The 24,824-nt window shown below is 69.3% G+C and carries 18 protein-coding genes; 5 read left to right on the plus strand and 13 right to left on the minus strand.

What is annotated here, in order from left to right:
• The first annotated feature begins 76 nt into the window (after positions 1-76).
• On the plus strand, positions 77-2,530 hold the full coding sequence (locus tag ABZ532_RS13250; protein WP_361281986.1) for a DNA topoisomerase IV subunit A: 2,454 nt from the start codon (positions 77-79) through the stop codon (positions 2,528-2,530).
• A 112-nt stretch (positions 2,531-2,642) separates the two neighbouring features.
• Here the strand turns inward: ABZ532_RS13250 and ABZ532_RS13255 are convergent, their stop codons facing one another.
• The 4 genes from ABZ532_RS13255 to ABZ532_RS13270 form a co-directional block, all read right to left on the minus strand.
• Entirely contained in the window at positions 2,643-3,782 is a 1,140-nt protein-coding gene (locus ABZ532_RS13255) for a GTP-binding protein (RefSeq protein WP_361281988.1), read from the minus strand.
• A 63-nt stretch (positions 3,783-3,845) separates the two neighbouring features.
• Positions 3,846-5,438: a cation acetate symporter gene (locus ABZ532_RS13260; protein ID WP_361281990.1), complete on the minus strand. Its 1,593-nt coding sequence runs from the start codon at positions 5,436-5,438 to the stop codon at positions 3,846-3,848.
• Positions 5,435-5,983: a DUF485 domain-containing protein gene (locus ABZ532_RS13265; RefSeq protein ID WP_361282137.1), complete on the minus strand. Its 549-nt coding sequence runs from the start codon at positions 5,981-5,983 to the stop codon at positions 5,435-5,437. Before ABZ532_RS13265 ends, ABZ532_RS13260 begins: the two co-directional genes overlap by 4 nt.
• A 271-nt stretch (positions 5,984-6,254) precedes the next feature.
• Entirely contained in the window at positions 6,255-8,372 is a 2,118-nt protein-coding gene (locus ABZ532_RS13270; protein WP_361281992.1) for a DNA topoisomerase IV subunit B, read from the minus strand.
• A 451-nt stretch (positions 8,373-8,823) separates the two neighbouring features.
• On the opposite strand from ABZ532_RS13270, the gene ABZ532_RS13275 reads away from it, so the two are divergent.
• On the plus strand, positions 8,824-9,054 hold the full coding sequence (locus ABZ532_RS13275) for a hypothetical protein (RefSeq protein WP_361281994.1): 231 nt from the start codon (positions 8,824-8,826) through the stop codon (positions 9,052-9,054).
• Between the two features lie 148 nt (positions 9,055-9,202).
• Here the strand turns inward: ABZ532_RS13275 and ABZ532_RS13280 are convergent, their stop codons facing one another.
• From ABZ532_RS13280 to ABZ532_RS13300, 5 genes are all read right to left on the minus strand, one after another.
• The gene (locus tag ABZ532_RS13280) at positions 9,203-10,033 is read right to left on the minus strand and encodes a serine protease (protein ID WP_361281996.1); all 831 of its coding nucleotides are present in this window, start codon (positions 10,031-10,033) and stop codon (positions 9,203-9,205) included.
• Between the two features lie 143 nt (positions 10,034-10,176).
• Positions 10,177-11,730, minus strand: a complete 1,554-nt coding sequence (locus ABZ532_RS13285; RefSeq protein ID WP_361281999.1) for an RNA polymerase sigma factor — start codon at positions 11,728-11,730, stop codon at positions 10,177-10,179.
• Positions 11,731-12,228: 498 nt separating this feature from the next.
• A complete protein-coding gene (locus ABZ532_RS13290) occupies positions 12,229-13,185 on the minus strand; it encodes a FadR/GntR family transcriptional regulator (RefSeq protein WP_361282001.1) in 957 nt (318 codons plus the stop codon).
• A 300-nt stretch (positions 13,186-13,485) separates the two neighbouring features.
• The gene (locus ABZ532_RS13295) at positions 13,486-14,247 is read right to left on the minus strand and encodes an NUDIX domain-containing protein (protein ID WP_361282003.1); all 762 of its coding nucleotides are present in this window, start codon (positions 14,245-14,247) and stop codon (positions 13,486-13,488) included.
• Between the two features lie 88 nt (positions 14,248-14,335).
• Positions 14,336-15,697, minus strand: a complete 1,362-nt coding sequence (locus ABZ532_RS13300) for a DUF4192 domain-containing protein (protein WP_361282005.1) — start codon at positions 15,695-15,697, stop codon at positions 14,336-14,338.
• Between the two features lie 110 nt (positions 15,698-15,807).
• On the opposite strand from ABZ532_RS13300, the gene ABZ532_RS13305 reads away from it, so the two are divergent.
• Both ABZ532_RS13305 and ABZ532_RS13310 read left to right on the plus strand, forming a co-directional pair.
• Positions 15,808-17,979 (plus strand): RecQ family ATP-dependent DNA helicase, encoded by a 2,172-nt coding sequence (locus ABZ532_RS13305; protein ID WP_361282007.1) that lies wholly within the window; start codon positions 15,808-15,810, stop codon positions 17,977-17,979.
• Positions 17,980-18,186: 207 nt separating this feature from the next.
• Complete coding sequence (locus ABZ532_RS13310) at positions 18,187-18,807, plus strand: hypothetical protein (protein WP_361282009.1); 621 nt, start codon at positions 18,187-18,189, stop codon at positions 18,805-18,807.
• A gap of 144 nt (positions 18,808-18,951) precedes the next feature.
• Here the strand turns inward: ABZ532_RS13310 and ABZ532_RS13315 are convergent, their stop codons facing one another.
• From ABZ532_RS13315 to ABZ532_RS13325, 3 genes are all read right to left on the minus strand, one after another.
• Positions 18,952-19,584 (minus strand): hypothetical protein, encoded by a 633-nt coding sequence (locus ABZ532_RS13315; protein ID WP_361282139.1) that lies wholly within the window; start codon positions 19,582-19,584, stop codon positions 18,952-18,954.
• A 103-nt stretch (positions 19,585-19,687) separates the two neighbouring features.
• A complete protein-coding gene (locus ABZ532_RS13320; protein ID WP_361282011.1) occupies positions 19,688-20,398 on the minus strand; it encodes a ribonuclease HII in 711 nt (236 codons plus the stop codon).
• Between the two features lie 53 nt (positions 20,399-20,451).
• Positions 20,452-21,111 carry a TetR/AcrR family transcriptional regulator gene (locus ABZ532_RS13325; protein WP_361282013.1) on the minus strand — a complete coding sequence of 220 codons (660 nt, stop codon included), beginning with the start codon at positions 21,109-21,111 and terminating at the stop codon, positions 20,452-20,454.
• A 126-nt stretch (positions 21,112-21,237) separates the two neighbouring features.
• Between ABZ532_RS13325 and ABZ532_RS13330 the strand changes: the two genes are divergently transcribed.
• Complete coding sequence (locus tag ABZ532_RS13330; protein ID WP_361282015.1) at positions 21,238-22,791, plus strand: MFS transporter; 1,554 nt, start codon at positions 21,238-21,240, stop codon at positions 22,789-22,791.
• 25 nt (positions 22,792-22,816) lie between these two features.
• Here the strand turns inward: ABZ532_RS13330 and ABZ532_RS13335 are convergent, their stop codons facing one another.
• Positions 22,817-24,625, minus strand: coding sequence for a DUF4153 domain-containing protein (locus ABZ532_RS13335; RefSeq protein WP_361282141.1), 1,809 nt, complete (start codon positions 24,623-24,625; stop codon positions 22,817-22,819).
• Positions 24,626-24,824 lie beyond the last annotated feature (199 nt).

A 24,824-nucleotide genomic window follows, 5' to 3' on the forward strand; every position in this document is an offset into this window, starting at 1 on the left:
GAGGTACGGTCCACAATGGTCCGCATCAGTTCCCGTTCATGTTCATGTTCATGTTGGTGAAGGAGCCGCAGCAGCGATGGCCCGCCGCAGCACGAAGACGCCGCCGCCCGACGACTTCGAGGAGAGGATCCTCGACATCGACGTCGTCGACGAAATGCAGGGCTCCTTCCTCGAGTACGCGTACTCGGTGATCTACTCCCGTGCCCTGCCCGACGCCAGAGACGGCATGAAGCCCGTCCACCGCCGGATCGTTTACCAGATGAACGAGATGGGGCTGCGCCCCGACCGCGGGTACGTGAAGTGCGCCCGGGTCGTCGGCGAGGTCATGGGCAAGCTCCACCCGCACGGCGACGCGTCGATCTACGACGCCCTGGTGCGGATGGCCCAGCCCTTCTCGATGCGGCTCCCGCTGGTCGACGGCCACGGGAACTTCGGCTCGCTCGGCAATGACGACCCCCCGGCCGCCATGCGGTACACGGAATGCCGGATGGCCGACGCGACGAGCCTGATGACCGAGTCGATCGACGAGGACACGGTCGATTTCTCACCGAACTACGACGGGCAGGAGCAGGAGCCGGTCGCTCTGCCCGCCGCCTTCCCCAATCTGCTGGTCAACGGCGCGTCAGGCATCGCCGTCGGCATGGCGACGAACATGCCGCCGCACAACCTCGGCGAAGTCATCGCCGCCGCACGCCATCTGATCAGGCATCCCGGCGCGGATCTCGAGACTCTGATGCGCCATGTCCCGGGTCCCGATCTGCCCACTGGTGGCCGGATCGTGGGCCTCTCCGGGATCAGGGACGCCTATGAGTCGGGCCGCGGCACCTTCAAGATCCGTGCCACGGTGACGGTCGAGAACGTGACCGCGCGCCGCAAGGGCCTGATCGTCACCGAACTCCCCTTCGCCGTGGGCCCGGAGAAGGTGATCGCGAAGATCAAGGATCTGGTCGGTTCGAAGAAGCTCCAGGGCATCGCGGACGTCAAGGACCTCACCGACCGCGAGCACGGGCTGCGGCTGGTGATCGAGATCAAGAACGGCTTCATCCCGGAGGCCGTCCTGGAGCAGCTCTACAAGCTGACGCCGATGGAGGAGTCCTTCGGCATCAACAACGTGGCGCTGGTCGACGGTCAGCCTCTGACCCTGGGCCTGAAGGAACTCCTGGAGGTCTATCTCGACCACCGCTTCACGGTGGTGCGCCGACGCAGCGAGTTCCGCCGCGGCAAGAAGCGCGACCGGCTCCACCTGGTCGAGGGCCTGCTCGTCGCACTCCTCGACATCGACGAGGTCATCCGGCTGATCCGCTCCAGCGAGAATTCCGCGCAGGCGAAGGAGCGCCTCATCGCGCACTTCTCGCTCAGCGAGGTGCAGACCCAGTACATCCTCGACACGCCACTGCGCCGGCTCACCAAGTTCGACCGGATCGAGCTGGAGAGCGAACGCGACCGGCTGACCGCGGAGATCGAGGAGCTGACCCGGATCCTGGAGTCGGACGCGGAGCTGCGCAAGCTGGTCTCCTCGGAGCTGGCGGCGGTGGCCAAGAAGTTCGCCACCGAGCGGCGCACGGTCCTGCTGGAATCCGCGGGCGCGCCCGCTCCTGCCGCCGTTTCCCTCCAGGTGGCCGACGCCCCCTGCCGGGTGCTGCTCTCGTCGACGGGGCTGCTGGCCCGTACGGTCACGGCCGAGTCGCTCCCGCAGGACGACGGCAAGCGCGCCAGGCACGATCTGATCGTCTCCGCGGTCCTCGCCACGGCGCGCGGCGAGGTGGGGGCGGTCACCTCGGCCGGACGGCTGCTGAGACTCGCGGTGATCGACCTCCCGCAGCTGCCCGACTCGGCGTCCGCGCCGACCCTCGCGGGCGGGGCGCAGCTGTCGGAGTTCCTGTCCCTCGAGCCCGACGAGTCGGTGGTCTGTCTGACCACCCTCGATGAGGCATCACCGGGTCTGGCGCTCGGCACGCTCCAGGGAGTGGTCAAGCGTGTGGTGCCGGACTACCCGGCCAACAAGGACGAGCTCGAGGTCATCAGCCTGAAGGAAGGCGACCGGATCGTCGGCGGCATCGAGCTGCGCACGGGCGATGAGGACCTGGTCTTCATCACCTCCGACGCCCAGCTGCTGCGCTTCCAGGCCGCACAGGTCAGGCCCCAGGGCCGAGCTGCCGCCGGCATGGCAGGCATCAAACTCACCGAGGGCGCCGAGGTGCTCTCGTTCACCGCGGTGGACCCGGCGGCCGACGCGGTGGTCTTCACCGCGGCGGGCTCGACGGGCGCGCTGGACGACTCGGTCACCACGGCGAAGCTGACACCGTTCGACCAGTATCCGCGCAAGGGCCGCGCGACCGGCGGTGTGCGATGCCAGCGTTTCCTCAAGGGTGAGGACGTACTGCTGCTGGCCTGGGCCGGTCCGGCACCGGCCCGTGCAGCGCAGAAGAACGGCAGCCCTTCCGAGCTGCCGGACACCGATCCCCGGCGCGACGGCTCCGGTATCGCCCTGGCGAAGCCGGTGGCGGCGCTGGCGGGTCCTGTGTCGTAGCCGCGGGACCCCGGCACGGGCATCCGGATCAGCCCCGGGTGAGCCCGTCGCGCAAACCGGTGAAGCGCGCCCGCACGATGCGGGCGCGCTTCACACGGCAGCGGGCAACGGGCTACGTCAGGTAGTCGTCCGGATCGCCTTCCTCGGCTCCGGAGTCGTCCGCCGGGCTGGGGACGTACCGGAGCACGCCCCACAGGGCGTGCTCCCCCGGAAAGTCCTCAGGACCGCACACTCGGGCGGCTTCGAGTTGCCCGATCAGGGACCCCGTATCCATTCCGGACCCGATGAGGACCAACTGGGTGCCCCGACCGGTGGCTTCGGTCCCCGACCAGGGTTCCGGGTAGAAACGCAGGAACCTGCCGACGGAGTGGACGGAGTAGCGGTGGTCGGGGTCGGCGGCGCCGAAGTCCACGAAACCCTTGATCCGGTAGAGCCCTTCGGGCCGTGCGTCGAGGAAGTCCAGCAGTCTGCGCGGGTGGAGCGGCTCGGCAGCGGTGAAGGAGACGCTCTCGTAAGCGGCATGGAGATGGGTGCCATGGCCGTGAGCGCCGTCACCGTCATGACCCGGTTGTGCGGAGTCGTCGCCGTGGATGTCGTCGAGGATGTCCTCGATCGACAGCTGTCCGACGCGCTCTCCGCGCGGGCGGCATTCGAAGAGCAGATCCGGATCGATGCGCCCGTAGGCCGCCGGGAGCACGGCTGCGCCGTCGGCCAGAGCGGTGATCCGCTGCCCTAGCCGCTCCCCCGTCTCGTCACCTACGCGGTCCGCCTTGTTCAGGACGACCAGATCGGCGATGGCGAGGTGCCGCTCGATCTCAGGGTGCTTCTCCCGCGTCGCTTCAAATTCGGCCGCGTCGACCACCTCGACCAGACCGCCGTACACGATCCGCTCGTTCTCGCTGGCCAGGAGCATACGGACCAGCTCCTGCGGCTCGGCGAGACCGCTCGCCTCGATCACGATCACATCGATCCGCGCCGCGGGCCCGGTGAGCTTGTCCAGGAACGCATCGAGCTCGCTCGCGTCGACCGCACAGCACAGACAGCCGTTGCCCAGCGACATCGTGGAATCACCAAGCTGACCTGCCACCGTCATGGCATCGATCTCGATCGAGCCGAAATCATTGACGATCGCGCCGATCCTGGTCCCGCCGCTCGCTCTCAGCAGATGGTTGAGCAGCGTGGTCTTGCCGGATCCCAGAAATCCCGCGAGGACGACGACGGGGATCTGAGGCTGACTCAACGCGGCTCCCATGCGGCTTCGGTACCCATCGAGCCACCCAGGATACGGGGCAGCGTACGAGCCGGGACGCGGGGCTCACACCGCGCCCGCCCCGGTCAGCGCCCGCACCTCCGTCTCCGCGTGCTTGGCCTCGTCCGGCAGCTCGGACGAGGTGACTGTGCCGATCCAGCCCGCGAGGAAGCCCAGGGGGATGGAGACCACTCCGGGGTTCTGCAGCGGGAACACATGAAAGTCCACGTGGGGGAACAGCGCTTCCGGGCTTCCGGACACCACCGGGGAGAGCACCACGAGCAGCACCGCGGGGATCAGCCCGCCGTAGACGGACCAGACCGCGCCGCGTGTGGTGAAGTTCCGCCAGAACAGCGAGAACAGCAGGACCGGAAGATTGGCCGATGCGGCGACGGCGAAGGCCAGTCCCACCAGAAACGCCACATTCAGATCCCGGGCGACAAGTCCGAGCGCGATCGCGACCGCCCCGATACCCGCCGCCGCGATCCGGGCCACCGCGACCTCGCTGCGCTGGCCGGCCCCGTTCCGTCGCAACGAGGCGTACAGATCATGGGCGACCGAGGCGGAGGACGCGAGGGTGATCCCGGCGACGACGGCCAGGATGGTCGCGAACGCCACCGCCGCAACGACGGCGAACAACACGGTGCCTCCGGTGGAGCCCTCGCCCCCGCCGAGCTCCTGGGCGAGGAGCGGAACCGCCGTGTTCCCCGCGGGGTTCGAAGCGCGCACCCGGTCCGTACCGAGGATCGCCGCGGCGCCGAACCCCAGCACTATCGTCATCAGGTAGAAGCTGCCGATCAGGCCGATGGACCAGACGACGGAGCGGCGGGCGGCGCGCGCGGTCGGCACCGTGTAGAAGCGGGACAGGATGTGCGGCAGTCCCGCGGTCCCCAGCACCAGGGCAAGCCCGAGGCTGATGAAGTCGACGCGTGCGGTCCAGTCCCCGCCGTACCGCAGCCCGGGGGCGAGGAAGTCCCTTCCATGGCCGCTCTGCCGGGCGGCGGATTCGAGCAGCGCGTTGAAGTCGCCGTGGAAGCGCGCCAGTACGAGCACGGTGAGCGCAATCGCGCCTGTCATCAGGAGCACGGCCTTCACGATCTGGATCCAGGTGGTGGCCCGCATCCCGCCGAACGACACATAGACCACCATCAGGGCACCGACCCCGATGACGGTCCAGGAGCGCGCGGTCTCACTCGTCCCGCCCAGCAGCAGGGCGACCAGACTGCCGGCTCCCACCATCTGTGCCACCAGGTAGAGGACGGAGACAGTGACCGAGGACGTGCCCGCGGCTATGCGCACCGGACGCTCCCTCATCCGGGCGGCGACGACGTCGGCAAGGGTGAACCGGCCGCAGTTGCGGACGAGTTCAGCGACCAGGAGCAGTACGACCAGCCAGGCCACCAGGAATCCGACGGAGTAGAGCATCCCGTCGTAGCCGTAGAGGGCGATGACCCCGGAGATACCTAGGAACGAGGCCGCGGACATGTAGTCGCCCGCTATGGCGAAGCCGTTCTCCATGGGCGAGAACAGCCGGCCGCCCGCGTAGAACTCCTCAGCCGAGCCGTGCCGGTGACGGCTCACCCAGGTGGTGATGCCCAGGGTGACCGCGATGAAGGCACTGAACAGCAGCAGCGCCAGCGTCTGGTGATCGCCGCTCAACGCTCGGCCCCCCGCGAAGGCTCCGCGCCGCCGCGGACCTCTTCCGTCCGGTCCGGGGGGACGGATTCCGCCCCGTCGGGGGATCCGGGCTCCATCAGGCCCTGAGACCCCGCGTCCCTGGTCTGGTCGAAGACCGTCCAGCGCAGATCCAGCGCCGCGCGGTCCCTTCGCAGCCGGGCGTGGCGGGCGTAGGCCCAGGTGAGGAGGAAGGTGGTGAGGAACTGGCCGAGGCCGGCCACCATCGCCACGTTGATCGCCCCGGCGACCGGCTTCGCCATCAGCGCGGGTGCGGCGGTGGCGGTGACGACATACGCCACGTACCAGGTGAAGAAGGCGAACGTCGCCGGGACGACGAACCGCCGATAGCGGCTGCGTACCTCCTGGAAGGCCGCGCTGCGTTGCACTTCCCGATAGATGTCGGACGGTCCTTGCCGGTGCTCCGGGTACGCGGTCCCCGGGAGCGAGGTCGGCGCGGGCATGCCTGTCCCGTCCAGCTCGCCCCATCCGAAGGCCAATGCGTCGTACCACGGGTCGTCGATGCGCACGGCACCGTCGTCCCGGCATTCCTGCTTCTCCACGCTCAGCTCTCTCCCTGTCAGCGAACCATCGCGGTCGCTGGCCCAGTCCAGAATGGACAGAACGGGGAGATCCCTGACTCTTCTCTCTTTCTCTTCACCCCATTAGGTGACGGATGCTGTGATTCCGCTGGGTTTCGGAAGCCCGGGGCGGCGCGCTATGGGCGCCGCGCCGGGGCACGGAGTCAGGCGTCAGGCGTCAGGCGTCAGGCGTCAGGCGTCAGGCGTCAGGCGTCAGGCGTCAGGCATCGATACGGGAGCGGTCGAGTGTCGCCGCGCTGCTGGTGATGAACTCCTTGCGCGGGGCGACGTCGTTGCCCATCAGCAGGTCGAACACCTGCTCCGCCGATTCCAGATCGCCGATGTTGATTCGGCGCAGCGTGCGGTGGCGCGGGTCCATCGTGGTCTCCGCGAGCTGGTCGGCGTCCATCTCACCAAGGCCCTTGTATCGCTGGATGGAGTCCTTGAAGCGAACGCCCTTGCGCTGGAACTCGAGCAGCGTGGAACGCAGTTCGTTGTCCGAGTACGTGTACACGTACTTGTCCTGGCCCTTCTTGGGCTGGACGAGTTCGATCCGGTGCAGGGGCGGTACGGCGGCGTAGACGCGGCCCGCCTCGACCATGGGCCGCATATAGCGCTGGAAGAGCGTGAGGAGCAGGCAGCGGATGTGAGCGCCGTCGACGTCCGCGTCCACCAGGAGGACGATCTTGCCGTAGCGGGCGGCGTCGATGTCGAAGGTGCGGCCGGAGCCCGCTCCTATGACCTGGATGATCGCTCCGCACTCGGCGTTCTTGAGCATGTCGGAGACGGACGACTTCTGGACGTTGAGGATCTTGCCGCGAATCGGGAGCAGCGCCTGAAACTCGGAGTTCCGGGCGAGCTTGGCCGTGCCGAGCGCGGAGTCTCCCTCGACGATGAAGAGCTCGCTGCGGTCGACATCGTCGCTGCGGCAGTCGGCGAGCTTGGCCGGCAGCGATGAGGACTCCAGGGCCGTCTTACGCCGCTGAGCCTCCTTGTGCTGGCGTGCCGCGATACGCGTACGCGCCGCGGCGACGGCCTTCTCCAGGACCGCCCTGGCCTGCGCCTTGGCATCGCGCTTGGTGGAGGTCAGGAACTCCTTGAGCTCCTTGGCCACGACATTGGCCACGATCCGGTTGGCGGCGGAGGTGCCGAGCACCTCCTTCGTCTGCCCTTCGAACTGCGGCTCGGCCAGACGCACGGTGACGACCGCGGTGAGCCCTTCGAGAGCGTCGTCCTTGACCACGTCGTCCTCGGCGACCCTCAGCAACTTGGCGGAGCGCAGCACTTCGTTGATCGTCTTGGTGACCGAGCGCTCGAAGCCGGTGATGTGGGTGCCGCCCTTGGGGGTGGCGATGATGTTGACGAAGGACTTGACCGTGGTGTCGTAGCCGGTGCCCCAGCGCAGGGCGATGTCCACGCCGAGGTCGCGGGTGACCTCGGTCGGCGTCATGTGGCCACGGTCGTCGAGGACCGGGACGGTCTCCTTGAAGCTGCCGTGGCCGGTGAGGCGCAGGACGTCGCAGACGCCCTTGTCCTGGGCGAGGTACTCGCAGAACTCGCTGATGCCGCCGTCGAAGCGGAAGATCTCCTGCGACTTGCCCTCGCCTTCCAGGTCGCGCTCGTCCCGGACGACAATGGTGAGGCCGGGTACGAGGAACGCGGTCTGGCGGGCGCGCTGGTGCAGGGTCTCCAGCGACAGCTTGGCGTCCTTGAGGAAGATCTGCCGGTCCGCCCAGTAGCGGACGCGGGTGCCGGTACGGGCCTTGGGCACCCGCTTGCCCTTGATCAGTCCGTTGGCCGGGTCGAAGGGGGCGTCAGGTCCTGACTCGGTGAAGATTCCGGGGACTCCGCGGCGGAAGCTGATGGCGTGCGTGGCGCCGTTCCGGTCGACCTCGACGTCGAGACGGGAGGAGAGCGCGTTCACCACGGAGGCGCCCACACCGTGCAGGCCGCCGGAGGCGGCGTACGAGCCGCCGCCGAACTTTCCACCGGCGTGCAGCTTGGTCATCACGACCTCGACGCCCGAGAGGCCGGTCTTCGGCTCGACGTCGACGGGGATGCCCCGGCCGTCGTCCCGGACCTCGACCGAGCCGTCGTCGTGCAGGATCACCTCGATGTGGTCGCAGTACCCGCCCAGGGCCTCGTCCACCGAGTTGTCGATGATCTCCCAGAGGCAGTGCATGAGGCCACGGCTGTCGGTGGATCCGATGTACATGCCGGGCCGCTTGCGGACCGCCTCCAGCCCTTCAAGAACGAGCAGGTGACGCGCGGTGTAGTTGGAACCGTCACGGTCTGCGGTCAGCAGCGCACTGGACGGCACTGACATTTCGGCGGTCACGCGGTTCGCTCCTCGCTGAATTTGGATCTGGCCTCTGTGGGGTAAAGGCCCGGCGTCGTTCGCCGGTCAGAGGGTACCGAGGCCTGGTAGAGCCGGTGTAACGCCACCCTCGTGATGGTTCATGCTAGTGCAGAGTCGCATACACGTTCGATCCCTCGATCGGGTGACGTGCACATCACGTTCCCTTCGGCGCATGAACCATTTAGGCTCCGGGCACGTCCTCAACAACAAACCGGCAAGCCAGCCGGGAGGACACATGAGACAGACAAGCAAGCAAGCGAAACCGTAAAGCGAAGCAATACGGCACATTCGCCGCCAGCCAGTCGGCAGCCAGCCGCCTCGAAGGACCCTGAAGAAAAAGTTTCGAGGGAAAGGCCCGAGCGGGAACGTTTTCGGCCTGGTTGGATGTTGACCCTGGTACGACAGCTCGTCGAGCTAGAGAAGAGGCGACGTGACTACTGTTCTGACCCCCGCGAGCCCGCTGACGGCCGCTGACCGCTGCGACCGTTGCGGCGCCCAGGCCTACCTGCGCGTCATCCTGACCAGCGGTGGTGAGCTGCTCTTCTGTGCCCATCACGGGCGCAAGTTCGAGCCGGAACTCAAGAAGATCGCCGTTGAGATACAGGACGAGACCGACCGGCTTTCGGCTGTACCGGCCAGTACCGGCGAAGACGAGCGCTGACTCTCACGTCCTACGACGAGCCAAGGGCCGGTCCAGGACCGGCCGATGGATGGCCGCCCCTCGAGATGAGGGGCGGCCATCCGTTCTCATGCGCTCGCTTCCTCGCAGGGACTGACGCCCTGTGCCGGCCCGGCGACCGTGCGCATCCTCACAGCCGGTCGGCCAGTGAGGGCATCACCGCGGACACCCGGGTGTAGACACCGGGGCTGTCCGCTCTCCCGCATCCGCTCCCCCATGACACCAGCCCGATCAGTCGGCCGTTCGCGACCAGAGGCCCTCCGCTGTCGCCCTGGCAGGCGTCCCGGCCACCCTTGGCATCACCCGCGCACATCATCGTCCCGGGCTCGTAGCGCCCGATCGGGACGCCTGGATACGCCTTGCTGCACGCTTCGTCGGCCAGGACGTGCACCGGTGCCGAGCGCAGTGCGCTCGCATAGCTGCCCGCTCCCGTGGTGTCGCCCCAGCCGTACACCGACGCGGGGGTTCCTGCCGCGTACGCGGGGTCGCCGGCCCCGGCCGGGGTGATCACCTGCGTTGCGGGCAGTGCCTTGGAGAGCGTCAGCACAGCCATGTCGTAGATGTTGGTCTTCGGGTCGTAACCCGGCGCGACCCGTACCTCCCGCACCGGGACCTCCTGGCCCCCCGGCCCGAGAAGGCTCTCCCGTCCGGTGATGACCCGAAGGTCGCGGATCTGCTCCACGGGACCCCCCAGCACCTCATTGCTGAGACAGTGCGCCGCCGTGAGCACCTTCGTGGGTGCCACCAGTGCGCCGCCGCAGAACTGACCGGCCCTCGTACCTCCGAACAGGCTACGGCTGGACAGGGCGACGACCCAGGGGCTGTCCACCGACCGCGCCGGTTTGCCGCCGATGATCACACTGTCAGCGGACGCCGGGGTGGGATGACCGAACGGCATCAGGACAGCTGCCGCCGCCAGGGCCAGGGGTGCTGTCAGTGCTCGGGCGAAGGGGCGACGCATGACGTCTCCTGACTCTCCGGTGGGCTTCCGTCCACCCAGAGTCAGCCACTGCACGATGGCCCGCACCCTGCGCCATGCCGAAGGGCCCGGCTTCCCCGTCAGTTTCGGGGGAGCCGGGCCCTTGGCGTCGTCAGCCGTGCGGACTAGTCGAGGTAGTCGCGCAGCACCTGCGAGCGCGAGGGGTGACGCAACTTCGACATGGTCTTGGACTCGATCTGGCGGATTCGCTCACGCGTGACGCCGTAGACCTTGCCGATCTCGTCCAGGGTCTTGGGCTGGCCGTCGGTGAGGCCGAAGCGCATCGAGACGACACCCGCCTCGCGCTCCGACAGGGTGTCGAGCACCGAGTGCAGCTGCTCCTGAAGGAGGGTGAAGCTGACCGCGTCAGCCGGCACGACCGCTTCGGAGTCCTCGATCAGGTCACCGAACTCGCTGTCGCCGTCCTCACCCAGCGGGGTGTGGAGGGAGATCGGCTCACGACCGTACTTCTGGACCTCGATGACCTTCTCCGGGGTCATGTCGAGCTCCTTGGCCAGCTCCTCCGGGGTGGGCTCGCGGCCGAGGTCCTGGAGCATCTGACGCTGCACACGCGCGAGCTTGTTGATGACCTCGACCATGTGCACCGGGATACGGATGGTGCGGGCCTGGTCGGCCATGGCGCGGGTGATCGCCTGACGGATCCACCAGGTGGCGTACGTGGAGAACTTGTAGCCCTTGGTGTAGTCGAACTTCTCGACGGCGCGGATCAGACCGAGGTTGCCCTCCTGGATGAGATCCAGGAAGAGCATGCCGCGACCGGTGTAGCGCTTGGCCAGCGAGACGACCAGCCGGAGGTTGGCCTCCAGCAGGTGGTTCTTGGCGCGGCGCCCGTCCTCGGCGATGATCTCCAGCTCGCGCTTGAGCTTCGGGGCGAGCTTGTCGGAGTTCGCCAGCTTGTCCTCGGCGAACAGGCCGGCCTCGATGCGCTTGGCGAGCTCGACCTCCTGCTCCGCGTTGAGGAGCGGGACCTTACCGATCTGCTTGAGGTAGTCCTTGACCGGGTCGGCGGTGGCGCCGGCCGCGGCGACCTGCTGCGCGGGCGCGTCGTCCTCATCCTCGTCGGAAAGGACGAAACCGGCGCTCTCGGCACCCTCGGGCTCGTCGCCCTTGCCGGGCTGTACCTCGTCGAGGACCTCTTCGGTCTCGGCCAGCTCGTCGGAGTCGTTCTTGGAAGCGGTCTTCTTGGCCGCGGCCGTGGTCTTCTTGGCAGCGGTCTTCTTCGCCGCCGTCGTCTTCTTGGCAGCGGTCTTCTTGGCCGCCGCCTTCTTCGCGGGCGCCGCGGTCTCGTCGGCCGAGGCGTCGGCGGTGGCCGTCGGAGCCGTGGCTGCTGCGGCGACGGTCTTCGCCGTGGCCGTCTTGGCCGCGACGGTCTTGGTGGCGGTGCGCTTCGCCGGGCTCTTCGCTGCGACGCTCTTCCGGGTGCGCTTGGGCGACTCCGCGGCACTGACCATCAGCGTCACACCCTCTTCCTCGAGGATCTGGTTGAGGCTGCGCAGAACATTCTTCCACTGGGTTGGCGGAATCTGGTCAGCCTCGAAGGCCCGACGCACGTCATCGCCGGCGATCTGCCCATCAGCCTTTCCCCGCTCGATGAGCGCCATCACAGACTCGGACTCGGCGATCTCCGGCGGGAGCGTACGGGATGTGCTGGCCGACACGAACAACCTCTCGGAACGATGGAAAACGGCTTCCGCCCCCGCCCATGTTCGGGCCGGAGCCGACGACCACCGGGCTGGGGATGTACCGGCGGCGCGGGCTAGGACCTCGGAGGAGAACAGCGCCGGCTACGGCGCCTGTATTCCCTCCTCGGCTGTCACCTCTTAGGTCATCGCACTGTTTCGACGAGCGTTACGCCCATTTCGCGTGGCCCGAGTCACACCTCATTCTCGGCAAAACGTCTGAAAAGGTATGTCGCCCGACAATCGTCTCGTCTGAAACAGTGTGCGCGGGCTTCTGTCACGTTCCCCCACTTCCCCACAGCCGGTGCCGGAAACCATCCGGACGCCCCACAGGCGACCGTTTCCAGCCCTTCCGGTGATCGCGCCGGCCGTCGTTCCGGACTCCGCGTCGGCCCTCGCGTCCGCGATCGTGTCGCCGGACCCCGAGGGTCCGGCGACACACGATGGGGCGCACACGGGCCCCTGCCGTGTCCGCGGTCAGTGCTCGCGCGGAGCGGGCACGACGCGGTCCACCTCGGGGTGGGCGGTAAGGAGTTGACGCATGGCCGTCTCGGCGCCGTTCGCATCGCCCGCGGCGAGCGCGTCGGCGATCCGGGCGTGGTGCGCCAGGGACGCCTCGGAGGGACGCTCACATCCGGCGGCGGGGCCGCCGGAGACCTGGAGCGCCGCGGAGACGATGCCGGACAGGTGCTCCAGCATGCGGTTGCCCGCGACCTGGATCAGCAGGGAGTGGAACTCGGCGTCGGCACGCGCGAAGGTGATCGCGTCACCCTGGGTGAGCGCGTGGTTCATGATCTCGACCATGTCGGTGAGACGCTGCTGCACGTCCTCCCTGCCGTGACCGGCGGCGAGGCGGGCGGCGAGCGGCTCGATCGTCCAGCGGAGCTCGGTGAGCTCGCGGCGCTGATCGTCACGCTGCGGGCCGAAGGCGCGCCACTCGATGATGTCGGGGTCCAGGAGGTTCCAGTCACTGACCGGTCGCACCCGGGTGCCGACATTGGGGCGGGCGCTGACGAGGCCCTTAGCCTCCAGGACACGGAGTGACTCCCGGACCACCGTCCGGGAGACCTCGAAGCGCTGCCCGATCTCTTCGGGAACGAGCGGCCGGTCGGCTCCGAGGTCGCCGGACACGATCATCTGGCCGAGCTGCTGGACGAGTTGGCCGTGAAGTCCACGGCCCCGGCTGCCCGCCGCGCGGCGGCCGACCGCACGGCCCAGATCGGCTTCCGAAGTGTCCCAGGCGGCTGGGGGTCCCACGCGTTCGGGGCGGTCGACGCCGGGGACCTCCGGGTAGGGGTATCGGTCGAGTTCGCCCGGGCCGACGAGGCCGGACTCGGCGGGGCGGGCGGCGGTCATCATGGTGTGTGCAAGGGTACTCACGCATCCTTTGTCGGCGTCCCCCGAGCAGCCCTTGAGGTCTTTGGTGAAAAGCACACGAAAGGGTGATCACCGCCCTCGCCGCAATTGACGGCTTATCAGGCACAAACGGTCATCTGCGGGGGAGTTACGAGGCGCACGAAGGCGGGAAGCCACGCTTCCCCTTGCGTGATCGCGGCAACGCCGTTGAAGCATTGGAGAGTTGGGGCCGGTATTCGCTCTCCGGGGCGCGTTCGCGATGCCAGGCCGAGGGCGAGGGCACAGAGAGGGCGGCCCGACCAACCGGAGCGGATCCGGCCGGAGTTCTCCCGGGTAGCCACGGCCTGTCGGAGGGAACAGACGCGCTCGCGGCAGGTGTCAGACTTCGGGCCGCAGCATCGGCGGGTTCAGCAGGTTCGCGCCGCCAGCCCGGAACAACTGCGCGGGACGGCCTCCCTGACGGGTCGTGGTGCCCCCGGCCGGTACCAGGAAGCCGGGCGTGCCCGTCACCTTCCGATGGAAGTTCCGCGGGTCCAGGACCACACCCCACACCGCCTCGTACACGCGCCGCAGCTCGCCCACCGTGAACGCGGGCGGGCAGAACGCCGTGGCCAGCGAGGAATACTCGATCTTCGACCTTGCCCGCTCGACACCGTCAGCGAGGATCCGGGCATGGTCGAAGGCGAGCTGGGCGGCCGGCTCGCCCTCGCGTCCGCCGCTTTCCGGATTGAGCAGCGATTCGACGGGGGCCCACCGCGCGCTGTTCGCGTCCCCGCCCGCTCGAGGCGCGGGCAGATCGGGAGAGAGCGCGAGATGGGCCACGCTCACCACCCTCATCCGTGGGTCGCGCTTCGGGTCGCCGTAGGTGGCCAGTTGTTCCAGATGCGCACCGTTGCCGGTGTCGGGTGAAGCGGGATCGTGGACGCACAGCCCCGTCTCTTCGACGAGCTCCCGCGCGGCTGCGGCGGCGAGATCCTCATCGGCCCGTACGAACCCTCCGGGCAGCGCCCAGCGCCCCTGGAACGGCGGCTCTCCGCGGCGGACCACCAGTGCGCAGAGGGCATGGCGGCGTACGGTGAGCACGACCAGGTCGACGGTGACGGCAAACGGCGGGAAGGCCGACGGGTCGTAGGGTGGCATGCCGCGATCATAGTCGTCTTCCTGACGATAAACACTCCCTTCGTGATCCAGATCCGGGGACTTCTTCGGCGGCTCCGGTCGCCGATCGTCAGCCGCCGCCGGGCTCGATGTCGGAGCCTCGTCGGCGGCCCCGGTCGGAAGTGCTCCTCGGGTCTCGGCGCCCGGTGCCCGGTGCGGGCCGCTGCCGGGGCCGCTCGCCCGGGCCAGGTGCCGTCTGCTTCCTGCGCCCGCCCCGCCTCAGCTCGGTCTTGCTCACCGAGTGCGCGGATCCTGTTCCCTCTGCCTCACCGGGGTCCGGCGCCGCGTGCTCGCGCAGGCAGCGTCGCAGCTCTTCAGGATCCAGTCCGTCGTTGCACGCCTGATGAAGCAGCCGGGCGAAGAGATACTCCGGATCCGCCCGCAGCGCGAGGCTGAGCGCGACCCGCGCCTCTGGTTCGTCGCCGGTCGACCATGCGACCCAGCCCGTCAGCGCCAGCGGTGCCGCGGAATGCTCGCCGTAAGAGCCGACGCAGCGACGGGACAGCGCCCGCCAAAGTCGCAAGGCGTGGTGGGCTTCCGGCCCTTCCATCCACGCGGCGGCCTTGTCGCGGGTGTCCCGGTCCTGGAGTCCGAGGATCACCGCCGCCGCTTCCTCGTGCGAGATCAGCTCGTCGTCGTGCGCGTCGGCCTCGGGCCATGCGGTCCGCACGGGCGCCTGCGCCGCGAGCCGCTCCATGAGCAGCCGTGCCAGCCTCAGGGTGTCCGCGCGGACCTCCTCCCGGCGTCCTTGATCCACGATGCCGACCAGCAGCGCCGACGCGATACCGTCCAGTGCCCGCTCCTGCTCGGCCGCCGCGGACGTCCGCAACGGCTCGAGCCGCGCCTCAAGGTCCCGCAGCGAACCCCTCACCTGGATGCCCGCGTAGGCCGCGGCCGCGGCCATCACGGAAGTGCCCGGCATCGACATGACCGTCCCCTCCGCCGGACAGCAGCGGACGTCCGGGCAGCAGTAGGACCAGAAGCGGCCGTCGGACAGACACAGCGCCTCGTACACCGGCACGTCGAGAGCGCCGCAGGCGGTCCGCAGGCGCTGTGCCAACGGTCGCAGCTCATCCATCACCTCGCGAGCGGTCTGTCCGGCCGAAGGATCCCGGCAGAGGAAGACGATGATTCCGTCCGGCTTCGCGCCCCGCCGCCCGCATGCGTCGATCAGGCATTCGGCAAGCTGGTCCGCCATCGGCGGCCACTCGGCCCCCGAGCCGGGGATCCCCACTCTCAGCCTGCCCCCGAACCGTCCCCGGCTGCCGTGGAGCGCCACCATGACCACGGAGTTCGTCGGGTGAAACCCCATCAGGTACGGGAGGGCGTCGGCGAGCTCCGCGGGCCCCCGCAAGGTGATCGACTGCTCGCCGGCATGGCTCCCGGAGCCACCGGACGCAGGCGGCTGGTTGTGTTCGTTGGTCTCTCGCATGCCTCGACGGTCCCGTGGTCAAGTCCACGCCGCCAGCCCTGTGGATAACGTTATCCACAGGTGGGACCGCGCGTTCGCGCGATGTCCGTGCCATCGGGTTGCATAGGTCCATGACCAACGCAGACCACGCAGATCTGAGGGCATCGGCGGATGCCGTGCTGGCCCGTCTCGTCGGGGACACCACCGGTGCCGCAAGGCTCCGTGAGGACCAGTGGCGCGCCATCGAGGCGCTCGTCGCCGACAAACGCAGGGCGCTCGTGGTCCAGCGCACCGGCTGGGGCAAGTCCGCCGTGTACTTCGTCGCTACCTCTCTGCTGCGGGAGCGGGGCGCCGGCCCGACGGTGATCGTCTCGCCTCTGCTCGCGCTCATGCGCAACCAGGTGGAAGCAGCGGCCCGAGCGGGGATCAGAGCCCGGAGCATCAATTCGTCCAACCAGGAAGAATGGGAGGAGATCCAGGCGGAGATCGCGTCCGGAGCCGTCGACGTGCTGCTGGTCAGTCCCGAGCGGTTGAACAATCCCGACTTTCGGGACCAGGTCCTGCCCAAGCTGGCCAGCGCGACCGGGCTCCTGGTCGTCGACGAGGCCCACTGCATCTCCGACTGGGGCCACGACTTCCGGCCCGACTACCGCCGGCTGCGCACGATGCTCGCCGACCTACCACCGGGTGTCCCGGTGCTCGCCACCACCGCTACGGCCAACGCCCGCGTCACCGCCGATGTCGCCGACCAACTGGGCACGGGCGCGGGCACGGACGCGCTCGTGCTGCGCGGGCCGCTCGACCGGGAGAGCCTCAGCCTGAGCGTGCTCCGGCTTCCCGATGCCGCCCACCGCCTGGCCTGGCTGGCGGACCATCTCGGGGAGCTCCCGGGGTCGGGGATCATCTACACCCTGACCGTCGCGGCGGCCGAGGAGGTCACGGCCTATCTCAGGCACTGCGGACACACGGTGGCCTCCTATACGGGGCGCACGGAGAACGCGGACCGGCAGCAGGCCGAGGACGACCTGCTCGCCAACCGCGTGAAGGCCCTGGTCGCCACCTCCGCGCTGGGGATGGGCTTCGACAAACCCGACCTGGGATTCGTGGTCCATCTCGGTTCGCCCTCCTCCCCCATCGCCTACTACCAGCAGGTGGGCCGCGCGGGTCGCGGCGTGGAGCATGCCGAGGTGCTGCTCCTACCGGGCAAGGAGGACGAAGCGATCTGGCAGTACTTCGCCTCCGTCGCCTTCCCTCCCGAAGAGCTCGTCCGCCGGACCCTGGACGTGCTGGCGCAGGCAGGCAGGCCGCTGTCGCTGCCCGCCCTGGAGCCCCTGGTCGAGCTGCGGCGCACGCGCCTGGAGGCCATGCTCAAGGTCCTCGACGTGGACGGCGCGGTACACCGCGTGAAGGGCGGCTGGACCTCGACGGGGCAGCCCTGGGAGTACGACACCGAGCGGTACGCGTGGGTGGCCCGGCAGCGGACGGCCGAACAGCAGGCAATGCGTGACTACGCGTCGGCAGCGGACTGTCGGATGGAGTTCCTGCGCCGACAGCTCGACGACGAGCAGGCGGCGCCATGCGGACGCTGTGACAACTGCGCTGGGGCCCGCTTCGATTCGGGTGTGTCCGAGGCCGCGCTTCAGGCCGCGCGTGGGGAGTTGGGCCGCCCCGGTGTGGAACTCGAGCCGCGCAGGATGTGGCCCACGGGTCTCGCAGCGGTGGGAGTGGATCTGAAGGGCCGTATCCCGGTCGGCGAACAGGCCTTCACCGGGCGGGCGCTGGGACGCCTGTCGGACATCGGATGGGGCAACCGGCTCCGGCCGATGCTCGCTCCCCAGGCTCCGGACGGTCCCGTGCCGGACGATGTGCTGAGCGCCGTGGTGTCCGTGCTCGCGGACTGGGCCAAGGGTCCCGGGGGTTGGTCGTCGGGCGCCGAGGACGCTCCGCCGCGCCCGGTCGGGGTGGTCATGGTGGCGTCGCGGGTCAGGCCGGCGCTCGTCGGCTCAATCGCAGCCCGGATCGCCGAGGTCGGCCGGATGCCGCTGCTCGGGACCGTCGAGTACGCCGCCGGGTCCGAGAACAGGTCCGTCTCACGCACCAACAGCGCCCAGCGGGTGCGAGGACTGCATGAAACGCTGACCGTGACGGCCTCTCTGGCCGGGGCGCTCGCGTCGGCCGACGGGCCGGTGCTGCTCGTAGACGATCTCTCAGACAGCGGCTGGACTCTCGCGGTCGCGGCGCGGCTGCTGCGCCGTGCGGGGGCCAAGGGGGTGTTTCCGCTGGTCCTCGCCACATCCGCATGAGGGGGCCCGGCCTGGGCAAGCGAAGGATATGAGCGTCATACCTGTCCATTCCAGTCAGCGGGCTCAATTGCTCGTTGCCGCCCGCCCGTAGGCCAGGAAGAATTGGAAGCGTCCCCGCGCGGCCCGTTCGTGGTCCTGATGGGTTGTGTCGTGGCGCGTCCCACCAACCCCTGCCCGCTCTGAGCGCGCGTATGCGAAGGGAGGAACGTGACCTTCGGATTCGCCTCGTCCGCAGCCTCGTCGCTGAGTGCTGCGGCCGGCTCACCCAGCCGCCTGGCACGGATGCTGGAGCCCGCTGAATGGGCAGCTGCCGGAATCCCCCTGCTGCGCAGCCCCCGTGATGTGGTCAGCAGCCTTCACACCCGCCACCGGCCCACACCCGCGACGGCGGTCGTGGCCGTGCTCGACCATGAGGAGAGACTCACCGCCAGTGCCTCGTTCGCCCGGCGCTCCGTGCCCGCCGACGGCTGGGACTTCCGCAACGCGCTCCTGGCTCATCTGCGCCGGGTGATTCCACACGATCTACGCCGGCGCACCCCGGTCCGCACCGCCGTGCTGCTCTACTGCCGTGACGGCGACGAACGGTGGACGGAGGAAGACGGAGCCTGGATGTGGGGTCTGCGTGACGCCTGCACGCTGCACGGGCTGCGCTGTGGCGCGTACATCACGCTCACAGGTGGCGGGTGGCAGGTGCTGGGGGAAGGGCGGGGCGGTCGGCGGCCCAACTTCGAGTCCCCACCGGATGGCTTCGGCGCCGCGCCGGAAGTGGTCCCGCTGCGCGCCGCGAGCGGAGCGGCCGAGATACTCCGCCGGACGGCTGCCCGCTGAGCTCACGGAGGCACCACCCGGCGCGTAGCCCGCATCTCCCAGCGTTCCCGTTTCCGGTGACCTTCCGGTGCACGCGCGTGGCGACCGGCCGTGACTGGCACGGCCGGCCCGATGCGCCGGCATCGCCGTGTTCTCGGCGCGGGTTCAGACGCCCGCACCGAGAAGGGCGTTGATGCGTTGCGCATCACCGCAGACGATCAGCAGCGCTCCCGCACGGTCCATGGCGCCGGGCAGGGCACGGGCGGTCTCGTCGTCGGTGCCGCCGTTGACGGCGACCACGACCACCGGCCGGGTGCCCGCGCGGTCCACCGAGGCGGCGTCCGCGTAGAAGACGTCGTCACCGGCGTCGTGCTGGGCCCAGTAGGCGGCTTCGCCGAAGGACAGCTCGTGTGCGGCCCAGGGGTGCTGCTCGCCGGTGGTGAGCACCAGGATGTCCTCTGGGGCTCGCCCGGAGTCGAGCAGCAGGTCGACTGCTTCACCCGCGGCATCGAGCGCACCCGCTGGCGGAGCCGGGATCAGCTGAATCTGCGGCACGGAACGATTCTCCGGCTGCGGCGAAGGCACCGAAGTGGCCGGGGCCGCGGAGCCGTGCGTGCGCTGTGCGGGCGGCGGCGTGGGCCTGGCCTGGCCGGGTCCGGGACGTCCGGGACGGGGCGTGGCCGCGTTACGCGGGCCGGGTACGGGACGGGGGGTCGGCGCGGTGCGGCCGGTGGCCGTAGTCGCGCGGGGACCCTGGGCGCTCTCGTGAATCTGTGGCTCCTCGGGGATGAGAGGTATGTATGGATATCTATCAAACGCCGATGCGCCTGGCATCAGCGGGTGGGCACATGAGTGCGATCCGTGAGGTCGGCCTCCGCACAGCGGTCACCGACCGGTCTGATCAGAAGTCGAAGCCGAGTTGGCCCTCGCTCTCCGGAACAGCAGCCGCCCGCACCGGGACACGAACCTTCTTCAGGTGCCGCCACTGCGGCATCCCGTCGAGAAAAGCCCACGACACCCGGTGGTACGGCGTGGGGCCGCGCTCTGCGAGCGCGGCCTTGTGCACGGGCGAGGGGTAGCCCGCGTTGTCGGCGAATCCGAAGCCTTCACACACCGGATCCATTCCGAGCTCGGCCATCATCGCGTCCCTGCTCACCTTGGCGATCACCGAGGCGGCAGCGACCGCGACACAGGACTGGTCACCCTTGATGACCGTACGGACGCGCCAGGGCAGTCCGAGGTAGTCGTGCTTCCCGTCGAGGATCACCGCGTCAGGCCGCACGGGCAGCCCGTCCAGGGCACGCACCGCGGCGAGCCGGAGCGCCGCGGTCATCCCGAGTTCGTCGATCTCCTGCGGGCTGGCATGCCCGAGTGCGTGCGAGGTGACCCACTCCTCCAGCCGCTCCGCAAGCTCCGTACGGCGCTTGGGGCTGATCAGCTTGGAGTCGGTGAGACCGTCAGGGGGCCTGCGCAGCCCCGTGATGGCAGCGCACACCGTGACCGGCCCGGCCCAGGCCCCGCGCCCGACCTCGTCGACTCCGGCGATGATCTTGGAACCGGTGGTGGCCCGGAGCGAGCGCTCAACGGTGTGAGTGGGTGGTTCGTACGGCATGGCGCCAGTCAGGGTACGCCGCTCCGGCCGGCGACGACACCCCGGATGTCGATCTACGAGCCGTCCCGGGTCCCCCTGAGCGGCGAAGGGGGACCCGGCCGCAGCAGGGGAACCATGATCTGGTCGACCATCTCGCCGATTTCGGCGTCCGGCCATTCACTTCCGCACACCTTCGAGCGGTACATCAGGATCGCCGGCATCACGTCGCCGACCAGGCTTCCCGTGGCATCCGCGCGCACATCGCCTCGCTTGATTCCGCGGCGGACCACTTCGAGGAAGAGTCGGCTTGCAGGCTCGGCGACTCCGCTGATGATCAGCGCGCGAAATCGTTCAGCGGTGGTCTCATCATCGCACTCGTGAAGCACCGCGCGAAGAGCGCAGCCCGGTTTCGAGTACATGGCCGCGCGGATACGGCGGCAGAGTTGGTACAGGTCTTCGCGGACGCTGCCGTGATCCGGCGCTTCACCGACTTCCGGCAGTCCCGCGCGCAGCGCGTCCGCCACCAGCTCCTCCTTGGACGACCAGCGCCGGTAGACGGCGGCCTTGCCGGTCTGGGCACCGGCCGCGACACCCTCCATGGTCAGCCCGTTCCAGCCGACCGTACTCAACTGGTCGAGCACTGCGGCGAGAATCGCCTGTTCGAGCACGGAACCGCGGCGGCGCGGCGTCACCTGCTGCGGCCGAGCGGTGGCCGCAGAGCGTGAAGTAGCCATCGGAAACTCTCCGTTGAAGCAGTGCGGTAGCTCCAGTGAACGCTTGCGTTCACTGTTGGGGACTCACTACCGTTTGACGGGACAGTGAACGCATCCGTTCACTGACTCATGGGTGGGGGACTCATAGTGACAACCTCTCAGCTAGAACAACAGCACAAGCGGGGCGAGGCCCGGCGCGAGGGGCGTCCGGGAGTCGCCCTCGCCGTCATCGCGGCCTGCCAGCTCATGGTGGTACTCGATGCGACAATTGTGAACATCGCACTGCCGCACATCCAGGGCGCACTCCACTTCTCCACCACCGATCTCTCCTGGGTGCTCAGCGCCTACACCCTGACTTTCGGTGGCCTGCTTCTGCTCGGTGGCAGGGCGGGCGACATCCTCGGCCGCCGCAGGGTGTTCATGGCGGGCATCCTGGTCTTCACCCTCGCATCGCTGCTCGGCGGGCTCGCGCAGGAACCCTGGCAACTGCTCGCCGCACGGGCGCTCCAGGGGGTCGGCGGGGCGATCGCCTCACCGACCTCACTCGCGCTGATCACCACGACCTTCCCCGAAGGGCCGGAGCGCAACAGGGCCTTCGGGGTGTTCTCCGCGGTCTCGGCGGGCGGGGGTGCCATCGGGCTGCTGGCGGGCGGAATGCTCACCCAGTGGCTGGACTGGCGGTGGGTTCTCTTCGTCAACGTCCCGATCGGCATCCTGATCGCCTTCCTCACACCCCGCTACATCGGTGAATCCGAGCGCCACCCCGGCCGCTTCGACATATCCGGTGCGCTGACCTCAACGGCCGGTATGGCCTCTCTGGTCTACGGATTCATCCGGGCATCCGAGGAGGGCTGGCGGGATTCGCTCACGCTCGGGTCCTTCAGCGCGGCGGTCGTCCTGCTCGGCGCCTTCGGGGTCATCGAGTCCAGGGCCAAGGAGCCGATCGTCCCGCTGCGGATGTTCACCGACCGCAACCGCTCGAGTTCGTACGTCATCATGCTGAGCCTGGCGGCCGCGATGTTCGGCATGTTCTTCTTCATCGTGCTCTTCGTGCAGAACGTGCTGGGGTACTCCCCGATCAAGGCCGGTCTGGCCTTCCTCCCGGTCACCGTCGCGATCGTCACCGGCGCGGGAACCGCCCAGCGGCTGCTGCCCGTCCTCGGCCCCAAGCCGTTCATGGTCTCGGGGTCCGCGATCACCGGCAGCGGTGTCCTCTGGCTGGCCCTGATCGGCTCGGACAGCACCTATCCGAACGGGGTACTGGGGCCGATGGTGCTCTTCGGCTTCGGCATGGGCCTCAACTTCGTGACGCTCACCCTGACCGCTGTGTCGGGTGTCGCACAGCATGAGGCGGGTGCGGCATCGGGGCTGCTCAACGCGACTCAGCAGGTGGGCGGCTCGCTCGGATTGTCCATCCTGGTCACCGTGTTCGGTACGGCGAGCCGGGACGAGGCGCAGAAGCAGGTGCCGTCGTTCCTCGCGCAGTCGTCCCCGGAGCAGAAGGCGCAGTTCGCCAAGACGGGTGAGCTTCCTGCGCCGTGGGGGCACGAGGTGCTGGCCGAGGGAATCTCCACCTCGTTCGTGGCAGCCGTGGCGATGGTGCTCATCGCCCTGCTGACGGCTGTCGTGGTGGTGCGCGTACGCAAGAGCGACCTCGAGGCCCTCAGCGGCGCAGCGGGGGGTGCGGGGCCCGTCGCATAGCGGGCCGGAGCCCAGGGCCGCGGATTCAGTCCGTACCGGTGCCCGGGTCGTACTCGTCGCCGTACGAGTCGCGCTCGTCTTCGGAGGACCAGCGGCCGTCGCCGGGACAGCCTGAGGTCCGGACCTCGACAGGCCGTTCTCTGATGATCGACCTGGCCCGGGCCTGGCTCCAGCTCGTCGCATACCAGGGTTCGTCCGCATGCCCGAGGTCGCGGGCGATCTCGGCGAGCGCACACGAGCGGACGGGCTCGGGCAGCCGGTCAAGGGCCGGCACGGCGTCCGCGGACAGACCCGTCAGATAGTCGACGTCGATCTTGCCGGTCTCCTCGTGACGCTGCACACCGCGCTCGGCGATCAGGGCGTCCGGTGACGCGAGCCCGAACGCGAGGACTGCGGCCATGGCGCTGCCCACCACCGCCCGCGGCAGCCAGCGGCCGCCGAGGAGCCCCGCGCCGATGATCAAAATGATCACCAGACCGAGCCACAGCTCCATCGCGGCCACGGAGACCCTCAGCCGGGTCAGCCCGTAGGCGTCGACGTAGAGGTCCATCCTGCGCAGCGCGGACGCCACCACGATCAGGGTCAGCAGACACAGGGTGCCCAGCACCCCGCGGACCAGGGCGGGGTCGCGCGGCCCGCCCTTCGGTGCCCAGCGCAGGGCGAGACCGATGACGAGGAGGGTGAGCACGGTGGCCCAGAGCAGTTGCCAGAAACCCTGGCGGGCGTACTCGGCGTAGGTGAGTCCCGTCTCCCGCAGCACCTTGTCGTAGCCACCGAAGAGGACGGCGAGCTGGACCGCGATGAAGGCCGCGAAGAGCAGGTTGAGCACCACAAGCGGCAGCGCCCACTCGAATCGGCCCCGGGATTTTCCGGCCCGCACGGTCGTCCGGTCCCAGCGGAGCGGTGCGGCCGCCGTACGCGCCATCGCAAGCGCGGTGAGAAGCCCCACAAGGAAGAGGAAGAACCGCCAGGGGCCGTCGACGAGTGAGACATCGGGGATCAGCTTTCCGAGCAGATCCGCGAAGGCCGCGTCCGCACCGGCGAACAACGCGCCGAACACGACGAGAAGCACCAGCGCCACGGCGATCGTGCGGACCACAGGTCCGAGACGGCCACGCGAGCCGTCCACCCGTTCACGCACTCCCCGCCAACCCCAGGACACACCGGTGGCCAGGGAGTCGAGCAGACCGACCGGGGCGAGGAGGACACCCGGCCAACTCCTGCCACCGTGCAGGGCGAGGGCACCGGCCACTACGGCCGACGCCACCGCGAGGAAGGACGGCCACCCGGCGTCCGACAGGGCAGGAATGCCCACCAGACCCAGCGCTCCGAGGGCCCACACCGCGGTCCAGGGGCGCAGCCGACGGCCGGCGGCGTGTGCGGCGAAGTACGCGGCGAGCGCGGCCGGCACGGCCACGATCAGCAGATTCACCCCCAGCCCGTCCCCCAGCAGCAGCGCGCTCAGCACCGCGGTGGCGAGGACGCCCCACAGGGTGGCCACGCGTATGGGAGCGGGCGGGGCGGGACGCATACGGGCGAGCAGTGGCTCGGGCCGCCGCACAGGAGGCGGCCAGGGCTGACCAGCGGGGGGCCAGGCGCCCACCGGGGCATGCCATGGACCCGCCGCCCGGGCCCGGGGGCCGTGCGGGCTCGCCGGCCCCACCGCCTTCCCGGCGGTGTGGGCCTGACCTGCCGGGTGGGCCTGACCTGCCGGGTAGGCCTGACCTGCCGGGCCCGATGGGCTCGCCGATGCTCCAGTCGTGGCGGACGGATTCGCGGTGTGCCCTGTCGATGACGACGTGCGCGCCGGATCCGCCGACAACTGCGGTGGGATTTCAGGGCCTCGCGGCTCGGCGGCCGCACCGTCCCGGCGCGGCGTCGCGTCGTCCTCGTGGCCATCGGGCGGCTGCTCGGCGCCAGATGGCTTGGCCGGTATGTCGGACACGGGCCCCCCTCCCGACCGGGTGCCCTCGTGCCTTGCCTGGCGGTGCGACGGTCCCGGCACTGTTTCGACACCCGGCCGTCATGATCAA

The organism is Streptomyces sp. NPDC019396, from assembly GCF_040632375.1.
In the GTDB taxonomy this organism is placed as follows: Bacteria; Actinomycetota; Actinomycetes; order Streptomycetales; family Streptomycetaceae; genus Streptomyces.